The 16,215-nt window shown below is 62.1% G+C and carries 18 protein-coding genes; 9 read left to right on the top strand and 9 right to left on the bottom strand.

Annotated elements, in window-relative coordinates:
* Together FLM9_RS00415 and FLM9_RS00410 are read right to left on the bottom strand one after the other, a co-directional pair.
* Positions 1-494: UbiA family prenyltransferase (locus FLM9_RS00415; RefSeq protein WP_180365244.1), on the bottom strand; the 494-nt coding region annotated here is incomplete at its 3' end.
* Positions 491-1,402, bottom strand: a complete 912-nt coding sequence (locus tag FLM9_RS00410) for a COX15/CtaA family protein (RefSeq protein WP_081340074.1) — start codon at positions 1,400-1,402, stop codon at positions 491-493. The genes FLM9_RS00410 and FLM9_RS00415, both read right to left, overlap by 4 nt.
* Positions 1,403-1,534: 132 nt before the next feature.
* Between FLM9_RS00410 and FLM9_RS00405 the strand changes: the two genes are divergently transcribed.
* The 4 genes from FLM9_RS00405 to FLM9_RS00390 all read left to right on the top strand — a co-directional run bounded on the left by FLM9_RS00405 (position 1,535) and on the right by FLM9_RS00390 (position 5,176).
* Positions 1,535-2,383, top strand: coding sequence for a cytochrome c oxidase subunit II (locus FLM9_RS00405; RefSeq protein WP_074456740.1), 849 nt, complete (start codon positions 1,535-1,537; stop codon positions 2,381-2,383).
* Positions 2,384-2,451: 68 nt separating this feature from the next.
* Entirely contained in the window at positions 2,452-4,101 is a 1,650-nt protein-coding gene (gene ctaD, locus FLM9_RS00400) for a cytochrome c oxidase subunit I (protein ID WP_257242932.1), read from the top strand.
* A 52-nt stretch (positions 4,102-4,153) separates the two neighbouring features.
* Positions 4,154-4,777: a cytochrome c oxidase subunit 3 gene (locus FLM9_RS00395; protein ID WP_074456745.1), complete on the top strand. Its 624-nt coding sequence runs from the start codon at positions 4,154-4,156 to the stop codon at positions 4,775-4,777.
* 18 nt (positions 4,778-4,795) lie between these two features.
* Positions 4,796-5,176 (top strand): AbrB-like transcriptional regulator, encoded by a 381-nt coding sequence (locus tag FLM9_RS00390; protein ID WP_306806768.1) that lies wholly within the window; start codon positions 4,796-4,798, stop codon positions 5,174-5,176.
* Positions 5,177-5,203: 27 nt separating this feature from the next.
* Here FLM9_RS00390 and FLM9_RS00385 read toward each other — a convergent pair whose 3' ends face one another.
* Entirely contained in the window at positions 5,204-5,866 is a 663-nt protein-coding gene (locus FLM9_RS00385) for a riboflavin synthase (RefSeq protein WP_074456738.1), read from the bottom strand.
* Positions 5,867-5,936: 70 nt separating this feature from the next.
* Between FLM9_RS00385 and FLM9_RS00380 the strand changes: the two genes are divergently transcribed.
* On the top strand, positions 5,937-6,503 hold the full coding sequence (locus FLM9_RS00380) for a bifunctional nuclease family protein (RefSeq protein WP_074456743.1): 567 nt from the start codon (positions 5,937-5,939) through the stop codon (positions 6,501-6,503).
* A 33-nt stretch (positions 6,504-6,536) separates the two neighbouring features.
* Positions 6,537-7,658 carry an aldo/keto reductase gene (locus FLM9_RS00375; protein ID WP_074456737.1) on the top strand — a complete coding sequence of 374 codons (1,122 nt, stop codon included), beginning with the start codon at positions 6,537-6,539 and terminating at the stop codon, positions 7,656-7,658.
* A 10-nt stretch (positions 7,659-7,668) separates the two neighbouring features.
* Here FLM9_RS00375 and FLM9_RS00370 read toward each other — a convergent pair whose 3' ends face one another.
* A complete protein-coding gene (locus FLM9_RS00370) occupies positions 7,669-8,757 on the bottom strand; it encodes a type 2 periplasmic-binding domain-containing protein (protein WP_074456736.1) in 1,089 nt (362 codons plus the stop codon).
* Between the two features lie 50 nt (positions 8,758-8,807).
* The gene (locus FLM9_RS00365) at positions 8,808-10,586 is read right to left on the bottom strand and encodes an aspartate kinase (RefSeq protein WP_074456735.1); all 1,779 of its coding nucleotides are present in this window, start codon (positions 10,584-10,586) and stop codon (positions 8,808-8,810) included.
* 211 nt (positions 10,587-10,797) lie between these two features.
* Between FLM9_RS00365 and FLM9_RS00360 the strand changes: the two genes are divergently transcribed.
* On the top strand, positions 10,798-11,859 hold the full coding sequence (locus FLM9_RS00360) for a DNA-methyltransferase (protein ID WP_074456734.1): 1,062 nt from the start codon (positions 10,798-10,800) through the stop codon (positions 11,857-11,859).
* On the opposite strand, the gene FLM9_RS00355 is transcribed toward FLM9_RS00360, so the two are convergent.
* A complete protein-coding gene (locus FLM9_RS00355; RefSeq protein WP_218969701.1) occupies positions 11,758-12,453 on the bottom strand; it encodes a hypothetical protein in 696 nt (231 codons plus the stop codon). The two genes, FLM9_RS00360 and FLM9_RS00355, sit on opposite strands and share 102 nt — an antisense overlap.
* Positions 12,454-12,495: 42 nt before the next feature.
* Positions 12,496-13,476, bottom strand: coding sequence for a DNA polymerase III subunit delta (holA, locus tag FLM9_RS00350; protein WP_074456733.1), 981 nt, complete (start codon positions 13,474-13,476; stop codon positions 12,496-12,498).
* Here holA and FLM9_RS00345 point away from each other — a divergent pair.
* Positions 13,475-14,101 (top strand): precorrin-8X methylmutase, encoded by a 627-nt coding sequence (locus FLM9_RS00345; protein ID WP_074456732.1) that lies wholly within the window; start codon positions 13,475-13,477, stop codon positions 14,099-14,101. The genes holA and FLM9_RS00345 overlap by 2 nt on opposite strands.
* A gap of 85 nt (positions 14,102-14,186) precedes the next feature.
* On the top strand, positions 14,187-15,218 hold the full coding sequence (locus FLM9_RS00340) for an alpha/beta hydrolase family protein (protein WP_074456741.1): 1,032 nt from the start codon (positions 14,187-14,189) through the stop codon (positions 15,216-15,218).
* Positions 15,219-15,660: 442 nt separating this feature from the next.
* On the opposite strand, the gene FLM9_RS00335 is transcribed toward FLM9_RS00340, so the two are convergent.
* Together FLM9_RS00335 and FLM9_RS00330 are read right to left on the bottom strand one after the other, a co-directional pair.
* A complete protein-coding gene (locus FLM9_RS00335) occupies positions 15,661-16,023 on the bottom strand; it encodes a transposase (protein WP_074456731.1) in 363 nt (120 codons plus the stop codon).
* Positions 16,007-16,215 (bottom strand): transposase (locus FLM9_RS00330; RefSeq protein ID WP_218969700.1); only part of this gene is annotated, 209 nt, incomplete at its 5' end. The genes FLM9_RS00335 and FLM9_RS00330, both read right to left, overlap by 17 nt.

The raw sequence follows: 16,215 nt of genomic DNA, 5'->3' as shown, positions 1-16,215 counted from the left end.
ATGGCGCCTGCCACACCGCCAATGACGATGTTGCGGCTGGTGCGGGGCTTCAGCACAACGGTGTAGAGCAGCACGTAGCTGCACAGCCCCAGCAGGGAGAGGCCGGCGGCCAGGCAATTCACCCCTGCCACCAGCAGCATGGCGGCGGCCAGGGTGAGGCTGACGGCCAGGAGAAAGGCTATCTGCCCGGACAGGCGTCCGGAGGGCAGCGCCCGCCCGGCAGTGCGGGCCATGCGCCCATCCAGCTCCTGCTCCCAGAGGCAGTTGAGCATCCCGGCCGCCGCTGCAGCCAGGGCGCCGCCCCCCAAGGTGCAGGCAAGCTGGGGGGCGGGCAGAGGCCAGGATTCGGACAGAGCCATGCCCCCCAACGTGGTGGCCAGCAGCAGGGGAATCAAGCGGGGTTTGGCAACCTCCAGCCAGGGGGGCAGACGCAAATGCCGGCGGCTGGGCACAACGGCATCACGCCCGGAGAGGGTGACGGTGGCCTGGGTCATGGGGATGAGGACAGGGGATGGAGAAGACCGGCCAGGCTGGTCAACACACTGAGCAGCAGGGCGGCGCCCAGTTGGTGGGCAACGGTCAGCAACGGTTGGGACAGGTGCAGGTGCAGCGTGAGCAGCCCCAGACCGGCTTGCAGCAGCACCAGGAGGCCGGCGGCAAGGGCCAGGTGGCGGGCGGGACGGGGCCAGGCAGCGGCAGCGGCTTTGAGGGGCAACACCACAACGGCAACCAGGGCGGCGCCGGCCAGCAGGCGATGGGCCATGAGCCAGTGGCAGCCCTGCAGCAAGTGCAGGCACCGTCCTGTGGCCCACTGGCTGGCCAGCAAGCCTCCCAAAACGCATTGGAGATAGACCAGCAGGGCTGCCAGCGCCGGCCACCAGCGCCAAGGCACTGTCAGGGCTCCATCCACGTCGGGCTGCAGGGGCTCCAGGGCCAGCCGCAGCCGTTGCCGCAGCAGGCTCAGCAGGGCCACCAGCAACAGACCCGTAGCCAGATGGGCGGTGACAATGTCAAAGCGCAGCAGTTGGGTCACCGTCAAGGCGCCGAGGGTGACTTGCACCGCCACCAACAGCACGGCCGTGGTGGCCAGGACGGGTACAGCCGGGGGCAGGTGCCGCCGCTGCCCCCAACTGAGGGCCGCCAGCAGCAGCAGCCCCAAGGCCACCAGCGCGGCATCGAGACGATGGAACCATTCCAGAAAGACCCGAATAGTCATCTGTGCCGTGGGCAGAACGCTGCCGTAGCAGAGGGGCCAGTCCGGGCAGGACAGACCGGCTTCCATCACCCGGGTGGCGCCGCCAACCGTCACCAGGGCCACCAGGGTCACCACCAGATGGGTGCTCAGCAGCAGCAGGCGCGACCGGTGGAGAGACGGTGGCGCCAGTCCGGCAGAGGTGGACACAGTGGGGCTACGAATGGTTACAAGCTAGTCGGGTAAGTCGAATTACCCATGACCCGCACCGCTTTTTTAGATTCCCGTTAGAAATTCACGGATAAGCATTCATACGCTGAAGACACGTGACAGGCCCGTGACGTGCCGATTCCTGCCTCCATCCTCACCCTGGCTGCCGGCATCCTTCTGGCCCTGGTCAGCCTTTGGGTTGGTCAAAACATCAACTTGATGCCCGTTGCCGCGGCAGACGATGCCAGCGCTGTGGATGCACTGTTCAAGGTTCTCTTCTCCATTGGCGTTGGCCTTCTGCTGGGCATCACCGCCATGCTGGTGGTGGCTTTGGTAGCCTTCCGCCGCCGTTCCGGCGATTATCTGGACGGTCCTGCCGTGGAGGGCAATCTTCCTCTGGAAGTGTTCTGGACGGCGGTTCCCGCCATCGTGATCCTGATTCTCGGGGTCTACAGCTACGACATCTATGCACGGATGGGTGGCATGGCTGACTTCAATCACCACTCCATGGCAACCCAAGAGGTGCAACAGGCCTCTCTGGGGCATCCAGCAGATCCGGAAACCGTGATCTGGGGAGGCATTGATCGCGCTGAGGGCATGGCGTTTCCCGTAGAGGTGACGGCCATGCAATTTGCCTTCATCTTTCACTATCCCCAGCAAAACTTCACCACTGGAGAACTGCACCTGCCCCAGGGGCAGCCTGTGGAGTTGCGGTTGAAATCCAACGACGTGATTCATGCCTTCTGGGTGCCGGAGTTTCGTCTCAAGCAGGACGTGATTCCGGGGCAACCTACGGTGCTCAGCTTCACCGCAAATCGGCAGGGGGATTACGACATTGTCTGTGCTGAACTCTGCGGACCTTACCATGGGGGAATGCGCTCCAAGGTGGTGGTGGAGGATCCCCGGAATTTTGAGGAATGGCTCGTCCGGAACACACCAGCCACTGTCGCCACAGCTCCCGACCCCTCGCCAACGGCCTGACCACCCTTCCACTCCACACGTAGGCAAGACCCATGACAACAAGCGCCCTCACCGGCTCACCGCGCCGTATGGAGCCACGCCATATGGATGTTCAACATCACACCCCTTGGCACGAGTACTTTGGGTTCAGCCTTGATCATAAGGTGATCGGTATTCAGTATTTGGTGACGGGCTTCTTCTTCTATCTGGTGGGCGGCGCCCTGGCGGGCATGATTCGTGTCGAACTGGTGACGCCTCTCTCGGACTTCATGGCCCGAGACACTTACAATCAAGTCTTGACCTTACACGGCACCATCATGATCTTTCTCTGGATCGTGCCAGTGGTCAACGGGGCCTTTGGAAATTATCTGGTGCCGTTCTACGTGGGCGCAAGGGATATGGCCTTCCCGCGCCTCAACGCGGTGGCCTTCTGGATGCTGCCGCCAGCGGGCTTCCTCCTGCTGAGCAGCTACTTCATTGGGGGTGCTGCCCAATCCGGCTGGACAGCCTACCCTCCCCTCAGCATCACCACACCCGCGGTGGGGCAGATCATCTGGATTGTTAGTGTGCTGCTGTTGGGTGGCAGCTCCATCTTCGGCGCCGTCAATTTCATTGCCACGGTCCTCAAGTTGCGTCGCCCTGGCTTGGGCCTGTTCCAGTTGCCCATGTTTTGCTGGGCCATGTTGGGCACCAGCATTCTGGTGGTGCTGGCCACGCCGGTGCTGGCGGGCGCCCTGATCTTGCTGAGCATGGATATTGTGGCCGGCACCGGCTTTTTTAATCCGACTCTGGGGGGGAATGCGGTGGTCTACCAGCACTTATTCTGGTTCTATTCCCATCCTGCTGTCTACATTATGGTGTTGCCCGCCTTTGGTCTGGTCAGCGAGATCCTGCCCATCCATGCCCGTAAGCCCCTGTTTGGTTATCGGTCCATGATCTATTCGATTTTGGGCATCGTCTTTTTGGGCTTGATTGTTTGGGCTCACCATATGTTCACCAGTGGAACCCCTCCCTGGATGCGCTTGTTTTTCACCATTGCCACGGCCATCATTGCAGTGCCCACTGGCATCAAGTTCTTTAACTGGCTGGCCACCCTCTGGCAAGGTAAGCTGGCCTTGAACAGTGCATTGTTATTCTGTGCTGGTTTTATTTTCAACTTTGTTTTTGGTGGCATCACGGGAGTGGCCTTGGCCCAGGTTCCCTTTGACGTGCATGTCCATGACACCTACTTTGTTGTGGCCCACTTCCATTACATTGTCTTTGGTGGAACCGTCTTCGTCATTTTTGCAGCCATCTATCACTGGTTTCCCAAAATCAGTGGTCGCCTGCTCAATGAACACCTGGGACGTTTTCATTGCTTGCTCTCGTTTCTGGGCTTTAATATCTGCTTTTTTCCCCAACACTGGTTGGGGCTCAACGGGATGCCGCGGCGGGTGGCGGAATATGATCCCCAGTTTCAGCTCATCAATCAAATTTCTTCCGTGGGCGCCCTGCTGCTGGCCATCAGCACCCTACCCTTCCTGATCAACGTGGTCTGGAGCCTGTGGAAGGGAGCACCGGCAGGGGACAATCCCTGGCGGGCCTGCACAGCGGAGTGGCTCACCAGTTCCCCCCCACCCGTGGAAAACTGGCTGCATGAGGCTCCCCTCGTGACGGAACCCTATGACTACGGCAGCGCAGAAGACGCCATGCCGGTCACCACTGTCCAGGGCCGTGAACTCTGGTCCGCAGGCCGTTGAGGCCTGGGGGCTGTGTTTTCCGCGTTTTCCTCCCCGCCATCTCTCACTCAACATGACCACCCTGAGCCAACGGCCCGCCGCCCACCTCTCCGATCCGCGGCAGGAGGAGCAATCCCAAGCCCCGGCCCACGCCCATCATCCGGACGTGCGCCTCTTCGGCCTGGCCACGTTTCTGGTGGCGGACGGGATGACCTTCGCCGGTTTCTTTGCCGCCTACCTCACCTATCGGGCGGTGAATCCCCTGCCCGTGAACGGGGAGTACGAACTGGAGTTGTTGCTGCCGGCTGTGAACACCCTGGTGCTGCTGGTCAGCAGCCTCACCTTCCACCGTGGTAGCAAGGCGCTCATGGCCAGCCGCATGGCCGCCTGTCGTGGCTGGCTGCTGCTCACGGCTGTCCTGGGGGTGGCCTTCATGGCCGGTCAGATGTGGGAATACTTCCATCTTCCCTTTGGCTTGACCGACAATCTCTTTGCCAGCACCTTTTATGCCCTGACCGGCTTTCACGGGCTCCACGTCACCCTAGGGGCCATGATGATTTTAATTGTGTGGTGGCAAGCGGGCAGGGAAGGATACTTTACGGCAGAGAACCACTTCGGATTTGCAGCGGCGGAACTGTACTGGCACTTTGTTGATGGGGTTTGGGTGGTATTATTTGCTTTGCTTTATTTGCTGTAAGCCTGGACTGGAAAGCCAATGCCACAGAACGAGAAGATGTTGGAGGGGGAGACACTGCTGGCTAAAGTCAGAATCTTTGCGGACCGACCCCTGGATCAGATTGCCAGGATTTGCGGTTATGTTGGCCCGTCCGGCCGCCTCCTAAAACAGAAATTCTGCTATGCCCTGGTGCTGGCCAAAGGCTTCCAGGTGCCGGGAAGGGAGGAAAGCAGCCCCAAAAGACGGGGGCGCCAGGCGGATTTCACCACCCGGGTGCATGGCAATGGCAATCTCCTGATTGGCCAGACGTACACCCATCGCGCCGGCATTGAGCCGGGCCAGGAGTTTTTCATCGAGATTCAAGCGGACACTGGCTCCATCTTTCTCCTGCCGTGCGATGGGCGGGACCTGCGTGTTTAAGCTGGTGTCCTCCATGGTTGGGGGAATTTAGCGCCACCCTTGCTCCTGCAGCCAGGCCTGGCTGATGCTCTGCTCCTGGTGGGAGGTGGTTTGTGGGCGCTTCAGACCCAACAGGCGCTCGCTGTATTTGGCCAATAGATCGGCCTCCAGGTTGACCAGGTCCCCCACCTGGCGATTCTTCAAGGTTGTTTCCCCCCACGTGACGGGAATCACCGCCGCCGAGAAGCGCTCTCCCCCGGCACTGCACCGGGCCACGGTGAGACTGATGCCATCCACCGCCACACTGCCCTTGCTCACCACATACCTGCCAAAACCGGGATCCTGCCAGTTGATCTCCACGGTCCAGGACCGGGGTTGACGTTTAATGGCCACAATTTCCCCCAACCCGTCCACATGACCGGACACCAGATGCCCTCCTAGTCGGTCCTGGAGCCTCAGGGCCGGCTCCAGGTTCACCATGGTCCTGGCGGCTGTGGGGTGACCCATGGTGCATCGGGCCATGGTTTCCGGGCTCACGTCGGCCTGGAAACCCCAGGGCTCAAGCCGGGCCACGGTGAGGCAGACCCCATCCACCGCGACGCTGTCCCCCGGCTGGGGCCTGACCGTTGCCAGGAAGTGGGGGCTGTGGATGGCAACGCCTCCCAAGCCAATGTTGGCCTGACCCATGGCCTGAATCAGTCCGGTGAACATGACTGCTCCCTGGGAAACAAAGCAGTCCTGCCCCCATAATTAACGTAGATCGCCATTGGGGAATGCTGACATGGTGGAGATGGAAATTACCGGCATTATCCTTGATGCCGCCAGCTACCAGCCCATCGTGCTGCTGCGTGATCCCGGTGGCCGCCGTCAGGTGCCCATCTGGGTAGACAAGGTGCAGGCCCACAGCATCATCTTTGGCTTGAAGGGTCTCCATCCTCCCCGTCCCATGACCCATGACCTGATGCTGAACCTGTTTCAGGTGGCTGAGTTGGAATTTGACCGCATCATCATTAGCAGTATTCAAGACAGCACCTTCCATGCGGAACTGCGCCTGCGACGACAAGATCAAACCATGGTGAGCCTTGATTGCCGACCCAGTGACGCCATTGCCCTGGCGGTACGCAGCAAGGCCAGCATCTGGATGGTGGAAGAGGTGGTCAGCGATGCCTCAATTCCGGTAGACGCGGAGGCTGATGCCGTGGACATGGAAGCCTTTCACAAGGCCATCGCCGATATCAGTCCCGCGGAACTGATCCGTCGCTCCGGCGTGAATCTGGATTCGTCAGGGGGTACCACTGACAGTTGGGATGACCACTGCCCTGGGGAGTCATCTGAATCCGGGAGTTGACCCACACCGGCGGTGACTGTTGCTACCCCGCCCATGACCCGGCGGCCCTTTGGCCAGGGGCCAGCCGTGAGTGTCTTCACCTTGGGGCTCATGCGGGCCCTGGCCAGTCCTCTGCAACTGCAGCAGGTGGTGGCCCGGGCCTTGGCCATCGGCATCAACCACTTTGAAACAGCACCCGCCTACGGGCCGTCTCAGACCTACCTGGGTCAGGCCCTGGCCGCGTTGGCCGTATCCCGACACCACTACCTGGTCACCAGCAAGCTTTTGCCGGGGCTGGACGTGGGCAGCGGCCTGGCGGTGGTGCGCGCCACTCTCCAGCGTGTGGGTCTGGATCGGCTGGATCAACTGGCTGTCCACGGCATCAACCGGCCTGAGCACCTCCGCTGGGCCTTACAGGGCCCCGGCGCCGAGATCCTGGCGGCCTGCGAGGCGGAGGGTCTGGTGGGACAGGTGGGCTTCAGCAGCCATGGCAGCCCGGAGCTGGTGGAGCAGGCCATCACCAGCGGCCGCTTTGACTTTTGCAGCCTGCATCTGCACCTGCTGAATCCCACGATGATGCCGTTGGCCCGTCAGGCCCTGGCCGCCGGCATGGGGGTGATGGCCATTTCACCGGCGGATAAGGGGGGACGGCTGTTTGATCCGCCGGACTTGCTGCGGCAGCAGTGTACCCCCTTCGACCCCCTGGAATTGGCGTACCGCTGGTTGCTGGGCCGTGGCGTCAGCACCCTGACCGTAGGAGCGGCCCGCCCTTCCGACCTGGATTGGGCCCAGCGGCTGGCCTGGGTGGGGGATGGTATGCCCGCCGCTGTGGCTGCCGCCGCCGAGGGGCTGAATCAAGCCTGTCAGCAGCGGTTGCAGGACACCTTCTGTGGCCAATGCCGCTGTTGTCTCCCCTGCCCGGAGGACATCGACATCCCCACCCTGCTGCGGTTGCGCAATCTGCGCCTGGGCCACGGGATGGGCGCCTTCTGTGAGGAGCGCTATGGGCTCATTGGTCAAGCGGGCCACTGGCTGCCCCTGGTGCGGGGGGATGCCTGCACCCGTTGTGGCGACTGTTTGCCCCGCTGCCCACGGAATCTGGAGATTCCCACCCTACTGCAGCACACCCACGGGCTGCTGCAAGGCCCGCCACGGCGCCGTCTCTGGGGTTGGTGACGACACTTGATTAGGCGGTCCCGCCTGCTCCGGTGGCCTGGAGGCGCTCCCCCATGGCTTCATCCCAGACCTGTTGGACCTGGGCCTGGTGCTCCGGGGTCAAGGGTTGCAGGGTTTCTGCCTGCGCCATGGCCTCGTCCCCAGGGTGGAGCAGGGCGGCACCAGGTTGCTTGGCCAACCGGGGTTGGAGGGCGTCCATGGGCAGGGGTGGGCAGAAGCCGGCCTGGAGAAGGCTGTTGAGGATCACTTCCTTTGTGCCGGCCTGTAACCATGGCTTGGGGATGGGGCCGGCCCGGCGGGGACGCACCAGCACCTGCCAACCGAGGAGGGGGGGGGACGTGGTGGGCCGCACCGCCACCAGCCGCTGATCACGAAGCAGGTGGGGAATCACGGTCCAGGAGGGCACCACCGCAGCAGAGCCGTGACCGTTCACCAGACGGGTGAGGGCATGGCGGCTGTCAAACGCCCGTGCCCGCCGCACCACGGTGGCCAGGCGCGCTGCCAAACCGGGCACAGAGGAGAGGTTGGTGGTGTTGGGGGACTGCCCCAGGCTCTGTAACGCCAAGGCCAGCACCACCCGGGGACTGGCCGGCAGGATCCAGGTATCTTGCAGGTCCGCTGCCGCCAGAAGGGACCAGCCCTCCCGTCGGCTCCGCTCCACCCAGGCCGGCTGGCTGCGAAAGACCATCACCCAACTGCCGAACGCCCAGGGCAACGCCACGGGGGCAGCGGTCACGTCGCCACCTAGCACCGCGGGATCTTGAGCAGCCTTCAGCAGCGGCTCCAGCAATTCCGGGGCGCCAAAGGGCTGAAGCTGGTCTCGCAGTTGGGGAAGCCAGGCCTCCCCCACCATGGCCAGATCAACGGCCCCGGTCTGAAGGTCCGCCGCCAGGCGCTCCATGGTGGGGCGCGACTGTGCCGTCCAGGTTTTGGGGAGCTGTTGAAGCCAGGCTTTGGGTCCCTGGCCCTTCACATAGAGCAGGCGCTGCCCCTGCCGCTGCCCCCATGCCCGGCTACGCCACAGCCGCAGGGCTGCCGTGGCGCCCACCCCCACAGCAACCGTGGTGAGCAACTGCCGACGTGTCAGGGACTGGGCCAATCCAGGATCACATTTCTGCACCCATTACAATGGCCCATGGACAGTGCCCCTCAGCCTGTCAGGCAGAAACTACGGTGGATCGCCCGCAGGGCGGCTTCCCCGTCGTCCTGGGCCACCACACAACTGATGCGGATCTCGCTGGTGGCAATCATGGCGATGTTGATGCCCGCATCCGCCAAGGCGCGGAACATGCGGCCAGCGGTGCCAGCGGTGCAGGGCATCCCTGCCCCCACGGCGCTGACGCGGGCGATGGGTCCTCCCGGAATCAACTCTGCGCCCGGCCATTGCTGGAGTAGGGGAGCAAGGGCCTGGCGGGCCTGCTCCAAGTCCTGGCGGGGCAAAGTGAAGGCCAGGTCTCTGGCGGCGCCCAGGGGGGTTTGGCGGGTGCGTTCCGATTGCACGATGGTGTCCAGGCTGATGTTGTCGTCGCTCAGAGCACGGCAGACCGCCGCAGCCGCCCCCGGCCAGTCCGGCACCCCGTGGACCGATGCCTGGGCCTGCCCGCAATCCAGGGCCACGCCCCGCACGGCCGGGGTGCTGTCTTCACAGGGGATGGCCTCCAGATGCACCTGGGACGGCGCCAACTCAAATCCCTCCCGGAGCAGATCGAGCGCCTGGGCAGCGTCGTTGTCCTCAATTACACAGCTTACTTTCACTTCACTGGTGGCGATCATCCGCAGGCTGATGCCGGCCTGTCCCAGGGTGGCAAACATGCTGGCGGCAACATCAGGACGGCCCGTAATGCCGGCGCCCACCAAGCTCAGCTTGGCCAGTTCGGAATAGGCGGCCACAACGAAGGGTTGGGGACCCCCCAGGTGGCCGCTTAAGCTGCTGACCACCGCCTGGGCCCGCTCCAGATCCTGGCGCTCCAGGGTGAAGGCCATGTCGTTGCTGGCTCCCTCATGGAGGGATTGCACAATCAGGTCCACGTTGATTCCGGCCTCCGACAGGGCCTCGGAAAGCTGGGCCGCCACCCCGGGGCGATCCGGCACGTGGGAGAGGGCAACAAGTCCCTGGTGGCGCACCAGTTCCAGGGCGTCCACGGGTTTGCCCAATTCCAGCGCCACCCCAGCCACCCGCTGGCGTCGGTTGCTGGTGAGACAGGTGCCCGGGTGATCACTCCAACTGGAGCGCACCACCAGGGGCAGGCCGTAATTGCGGGCAATTTCCACGGCCCGGGGGTGGAGCACCGCCGCCCCAAGGCTTGCCAATTCCAGCATCTCGTCACAACTGATGTGCTCCAGCAATTGGGCGCCGGGCACAATGCGGGGGTCGGTGGTGAGCACCCCTTCCACGTCGGTGTAAATCTCGCAGCGCTCGGCTCCCAGGGCCGCCGCCAAGGCCACAGCGGAGGTGTCCGAGCCGCCCCGCCCCAAGGTGGTGATCTCCAGGTTGCCGTTGGCGCTGGTGGCGGTGCCCTGAAAACCGGCCACCACCACCACGGCCCCCTCCGCCAGGGCGCCTCGTACCCGCTCGGTGCGGATGTTCAGAATGCGGGCCCGGCCGTGGGCCGCTTCCGTGACGATCCCCACCTGCTGCCCCGTCATGGACACTGCCGCCACCCCCAGTTCCTGCAGGGCCATGCTGAGCAGGGCAATGCTCACCTGCTCCCCACTGGCCAGCAGCATGTCCAACTCCCGCCGCGGGGGATGACGACTGATGGAGCAGGCCAACCGGGTGAGTTCATCGGTGGTTTTCCCCATGGCAGACACCACCACCACCACGTCGTCTCCGGCGTGGCGTGTCTTGCGAACCCGCTCTGCAACAGCCTTGAGCCGTTCGAGGCAGCCAACGGAACTGCCACCGAATTTTTGCACCAGGAGCGCCATGGCCGCCAGGAGGGATGGGGTGATTATCCGCCCTGGCGCGCCTCCGGCTCACCAGGCTGGCGCCGGATGAATCTGGAAGGAAAGTGGGAGCTGGCGCCAAGCGGCAGTGGTGGTCAATATCCTGCTGTGCCGGGCCTGGCTGAATGATCAGGATTACAATACATGAGTTCTATAGCGCTTAGCGTGACTCACCAACAGAGAGGGAATAGCCATGGACATCGATCCCACAGCACCCCAACTCCCTGGGTTTGATTTCCCGTATTGCACCTATGGCCGTTCTCTCATGGTGCATGCCGACTGCTTCCATTGGTTGAGGCAGGTTCCAGATAACTCAATTGACGCCGTCGTCACAGACCCACCCTACGGCGTCCGGGAATACGAAGCGCGGGAACTTGAGCAGCGGCAGTGCGGCAAGACGGGCATCTGGCGCATCCCGCCCTCCTTTGACGGCAACAAGAGGGCGCCGCTGCCCCGTTTTACAGCACTAGACGACAGGGAACGTCAGGCAGTGGGGCAGTTCTTCCATGAATGGACAATCACCCTGCTGCCCAAGCTGAAACCCGGCGCCCATGTTTTCGTTGCCTGCAACGCCTTCATGTGCCAACTGGTGTTCTCCTCCCTGATGGAGGGTGGGCTTGAATTCCGCACCCAGATCATCCGCCTGGTCCAGACCCTGCGCGGCGGCGACCGGCCCAAGCTGGGGGAGCAGGAGTTCTCGGATGTGTGCTCGCTCCCCCGGGGTGGCTACGAGCCTTGGGGTCTCTTCCGCAAACCCCTTCCCAAGGGAATGCCCCTGCGTGAGTGCTTACGGACCCATGGGACCGGGGGACTGCGGCGCAGGATGGACGGCAAGCCGTTCCTTGACGTGATTCCCAGCGAGCGCACACCCCGATGTGAGCGCCACATTGCTAACCACCCCAGCCTCAAGCCCCAGTCGCTGATGCGCCAACTGGTGTGGTCAGCCTTGCCTTTGGGTGAGGGCATTGTTGTGGATCCCTTCATGGGCTCCGGATCCACCCTTGCAGCGGCAGAAACAGTGGGCTATCGCTCCATTGGCATAGAACGGCACAGCGATTACTACACATTGGCTGGCAAGGCGGTTCCCCAACTCCATGCGCTGCCAATCAATGGGGCAACAGGTGCGCCGCCTTCCCACAACGCTCAGGGGCAGCTAGAGCTTGAGGCCAGGACTCCTGTAGAGCCAGTTGCTCACCATCTTGTCGTAACCACTGGGGGCGACGCTGGCTGTGATCGTGCGCCGGCTGGTGGGTGAGCGACCCGAAAATTTCCAATCAGCCTTCTCAAGTCGGGCGCCAAACACCCCCAAGTAGTGGAACGGGACGGGCTGAATTCCTTTCTCCTTATCATTGGGACGGTTCGACGCAAAGTAGAACACCATGAGCCATACACTCTCTGGATTGTGCCCTTGCCAACCACGAGGATAGCGTGAGCCCTTGACTTCTATGCCTTCCTGGGTATATTGTACCGTGTCGTTGAGGAACATTCCCTTCGGCACCAAGTCTGGATGGCCATTGTGATAACTATTCCTGGCAATCTTCGGGCAGTGCTTTGGAATAGCAGAAGCCATGAACTCCCCAACAATTGAAGAGAAGGTTGCAGGCATCAGCATTGTCTCTAATCGCGGGATGTTGCGGTCATGGAGTTGTTGATTAATAAAACCAATGAAATCAACGAATGCGTTCATCGCCCCGCAGAGATGCTCAGCGGTGAGCCCGTAGGGCAGGCTCGCCGCTGGATTAAAGCTCTCTATGCCCACTGGTTGGGGATAGCAAGCGCTCTGCTCAAGGGAAGATTCCATAGGCTTGACCAGCTTGTTGTATCCATGCTCAAGATGAATCATATCCATCCTTCGCCAGAAGGTCTATGGCCGTCAGGATGCATGGGCTGATTATCTGCCCTGACGCCCCTGGGCCAAGGGCAGCAAGTGTTCCCGAAAGGCCTGCCGGGGCGGTGTGCCCTGCTTGAGGGCCCATTCCAACTCCAGCAGCGCGGTGAGGAGTTGTTGTAGCCGCTGGGGCCGGCAACCCTGCACTTGCCGCTGCAACACATAGACCCGCTTGGGATTCCCGAGGCCAGCGGCCTTGGCGATGGTTTGCGCATCCTTCTCCCCAGCGGCCGTCATCAGCGCCACCCAAAGCCAACCGCGCACCTGGCTCACCAGGCTGGCCTGGATCCGCAGAGCGGGTTCGTTGGTCCGGAGCAGCTCATCCAGCAGGTGCAGGGCGGTGGGCACGTGGTTGTGGAGCAAAGCCTCGCCTACTTGCAAGCTGGTTTGGCTGGTGGTGCCCACCAGGGCCGCCACCGCCGCTGTAGTGATCCTCTTGCCATCGCTGTAGAGATCTAGTTTCTCCAGTTCCCCCGCCAGGCGGCCACTGTCGCTGCCCACTGCCTCCGCCAGGGCCGCTTCCGCTGCAGGCTCCATGGTGACGCCGGCGGCCTTGGTGGCACGCTGCACCATCTGCCGCTGACCACGGCTGTCCCACACCGCTGGGCGGGGGAAAGGTTTCACGGTGGCGGCTTTCTGGAGCAGCTTCGTAGATTTCAAGCGGCCATCGGGCTTGTTGACGGAGGTGAGCAGCAGGTGGCAGTTGGGGGGAATGTGGGGCAGGGTGGTGGTGAGGGCCGCCAGCAGCTCCGGCGGGCAGCGCTCACAAAAGGGGCTGTTGGCCACGTGAACCAACCGCCCGCCACCGCCAAAGGGGGCCATGCGCACAGTTGTTAACGCCAGGGTGGCCCCATCCCCTTGCTGGCCGTCCAGGCGTTGCAGGTTGAAGCTTCCCCAGGCGGGATCCAGCACCTTTTGGACCAGAGCCGTCACCGCGTGCTCCAGCGCTGTGGTGTCATCACCCCAGTAGACATGTACCGGCATGGAACCATCCCCCATCGACCACCCGATTTTGACGGAGAGCCTGGCGCTGATCCAGCAGCACCTTCCCCCCACCGGATTCCACGGTGTGCAACAGGAGGTGCTGGTGCGGCTGATCCACAGCAGCGGGGATTGGCGACTGACCACAGCATTGCGTTGTCCCGCCGCCGCCTGTGGGCAGGCCATGGCCGCCCTGGCCCGTGGCGCACCCATTCTCACCGACACCGCCATGGCGGCCGCGGCAGTGACCCCCATGGCCCGGCGCACCTTTGCCAATCCGGTGCTCAACGGCCTGGGCTGGGCGCCAGAGGCAGCCCCCCCTGGACAAACCCGCACCGCCCTGGGCCTGGCCGCCGCTGTGCAGCACCATCCCCACAGCGTGGTGGTGATCGGCAGCGCCCCCACGGCCCTGCTCCATCTGCTGGCCCTGGGACGGGACGGCCACCTTGAACCACCGGTGTTGGTGGTGGGGATGCCAGTGGGCTTTGTGGGGGTGCGGGAAGCCAAGGCGGCACTGGCCCACAGCGGCTGGCCCCAGGTGCGCCTGGAAGGCAGCCGGGGTGGGGCAGGCCTGGCGGCAGCAGTGGTCAATGCCCTGCTGCGCCGGGCTTGGTTGGATTCTCAATAAGGCGTTGACCGTTGAGTTAAAGTCATGCCCATTGGATGGACTCACCAAAGGCACAATGCGGATTTTGCAGTGTGGCTCCCATTTCATGGGAAACCTGTCCCTGCTTATAGCGCTTTTATTCGCCACCCCCTTTGCAGCGCAAGCTGACCCGGCCGGATACAAAACCTTCTCAAGGTTCGCGCCCCACCACGGGCAAGACTTGGAGGGAGGAATTTGGTATCCAGCGTTCGGATCAGGCCGCGAGACGATGATCTCTGAAAACGCGGTGTTCTATGGCGTGACCGTCTCCAAAGACGCCCCGATGGCCAATGGCGACTATCCACTGGTGCTGCTAAGTCACGGTCTCGGTGGCCATTTCCACTCACTTACATGGCTGGCTGCTGGTCTTGCCGAGCGTGGAGCCATCGTGATTGCCGTCAACCATCCCCACTCTACTTTTGGAGATTTCGACAGTGAGGCAGCGCTTGATCACTGGACACGGGTTCAGGATCTGAGCCTCGTGCTCGACAGGGTCTTTGACGACCCGGAAATCGCCCCGCACGTGGACCCGGACCGCATCGTGGCAGCCGGTTTCTCCTATGGCGGCTGGACAGCACTCTCAGTGGGAGGATTGCGTGGTGATCTTGATGGCTTCGCAACCTACTGCAGATTGGCTTTGCGGCCCGAAAATCAGGCCATTTCCATCTTTTGTCACGATCTTGCCCAGGCAAAGGTCGATAGTCTTGCGCTTTCGGCAGAGGCATGGGCCGCATCCTATGCAGACGACAGGATCACCCATGTTGCGGCCATCGATCCGGGCCTGACCTGGGGGCTGGATGCAACTCATACCACCGGCCTGGTCAGTCACGTGACGCTTATCGGGCTGGGGAAAGGCAGCGACCGGCTGATGGCAACCGACTTTGACGCCAGTGGTTTTGCGGCGTTATTGCCTGATGCCGACATCCTGCGCCTCTCGCCAGCATTTCATTTCTCCGCCCTGCCACTTTGCAAACCTGATGGGGCGGTGATTCTGAAAGAAGAGGGGGACGATCCCGTCTGCAACGGCCCTGACAGCGCCGACCGCGCCAGCCTGCATGCTGCAATGATCAGCAAGCTGGCTACTGATCTGGATCTCTGACACGCAGACTCTGTCCGGGTCGCCAGGAAAGGTCTGCTGGGTCTCCAGCGGGCAGTGTCGATGCCAGGCAACAGAGGTAGGAGTGGCTGAAGGACGCTGCCGCCATTCTTCAGTCACTCGCCTCCCTGAACGAGGTTGCCCTGCTCTGCAAGATCTGCCTAGTCCACTGGGCACCACGAAAAATCGCCGTTTTCCCAGCATGGGAAAGCCTGCTGGCCTACGAGAAATCCCTCTACAACTGACTTTCTCATGGTGAGACGGCAGCCCTCTGGGGGGCTTTGCTCGATTTTTTGAGATGCCCAAATGATTTCCATCCGATACTAAAAGAACTGAGTCAACAAGAATCTGAAAAACTAGAAAGAAACCTCGGTTTCCAAAATTGGGAATATCAAACCCCAGTTTTGGATAAGGTCAGGAGGGGGATGGGATGGTCTCCATAGAGTCAGGAGTGACGATTTTGCCCATGTTGACCTTGGGTTTGTGCTAGGGTGTAAGCTGCTAGACAAGAGATAATATGGACGAGAGCATTGATAGGGGAACGGTGCCGTGTATGTTCCAAGCCCATGTGCGACTTGAGTTTATCAAAGAGAGTTTCAATGATGAATCGTTTGCGCAGTAACAGCTTGTCCAGCAGCGGCATCAGGTAGTTCTTCATATTACGGCGAACACTAGTGACCAGGTGGAAGCCGCGCTGCCAAAGGCGCAGCAGCAGAGACTTGGACAGATAGCCCTTATCAGCAAAGACCTTCCCTTGCAGGGCCGCAGTCAGGGCCTCAAGTGGTTGGCGGTCATCGCTGCTGCTCATCGGTAATCCTGAAGGCCACGATCTGGCCCTTATGGTTAATGAGCAGGTGGAGCTTGAAGCCAAAGAACCATCCCATCATGGTGCTGCGCCCACGCTTGGCCAGCCCTCGGAAGACCCGGTTACGGCTGATGCGCCTATTGTGGCACACTGCCAGCTTGGTACTGTCGGCAAAATAGATGCCGGTTTCCTCCC

It is taken from the genome of Candidatus Synechococcus spongiarum, from assembly GCF_900047545.1.
GTDB classification, from domain to species: Bacteria; Cyanobacteriota; Cyanobacteriia; order PCC-6307; family Cyanobiaceae; genus Synechococcus_B; species Synechococcus_B spongiarum_C.
This window is presented reverse-complemented; position numbering and strand designations above follow the sequence as displayed.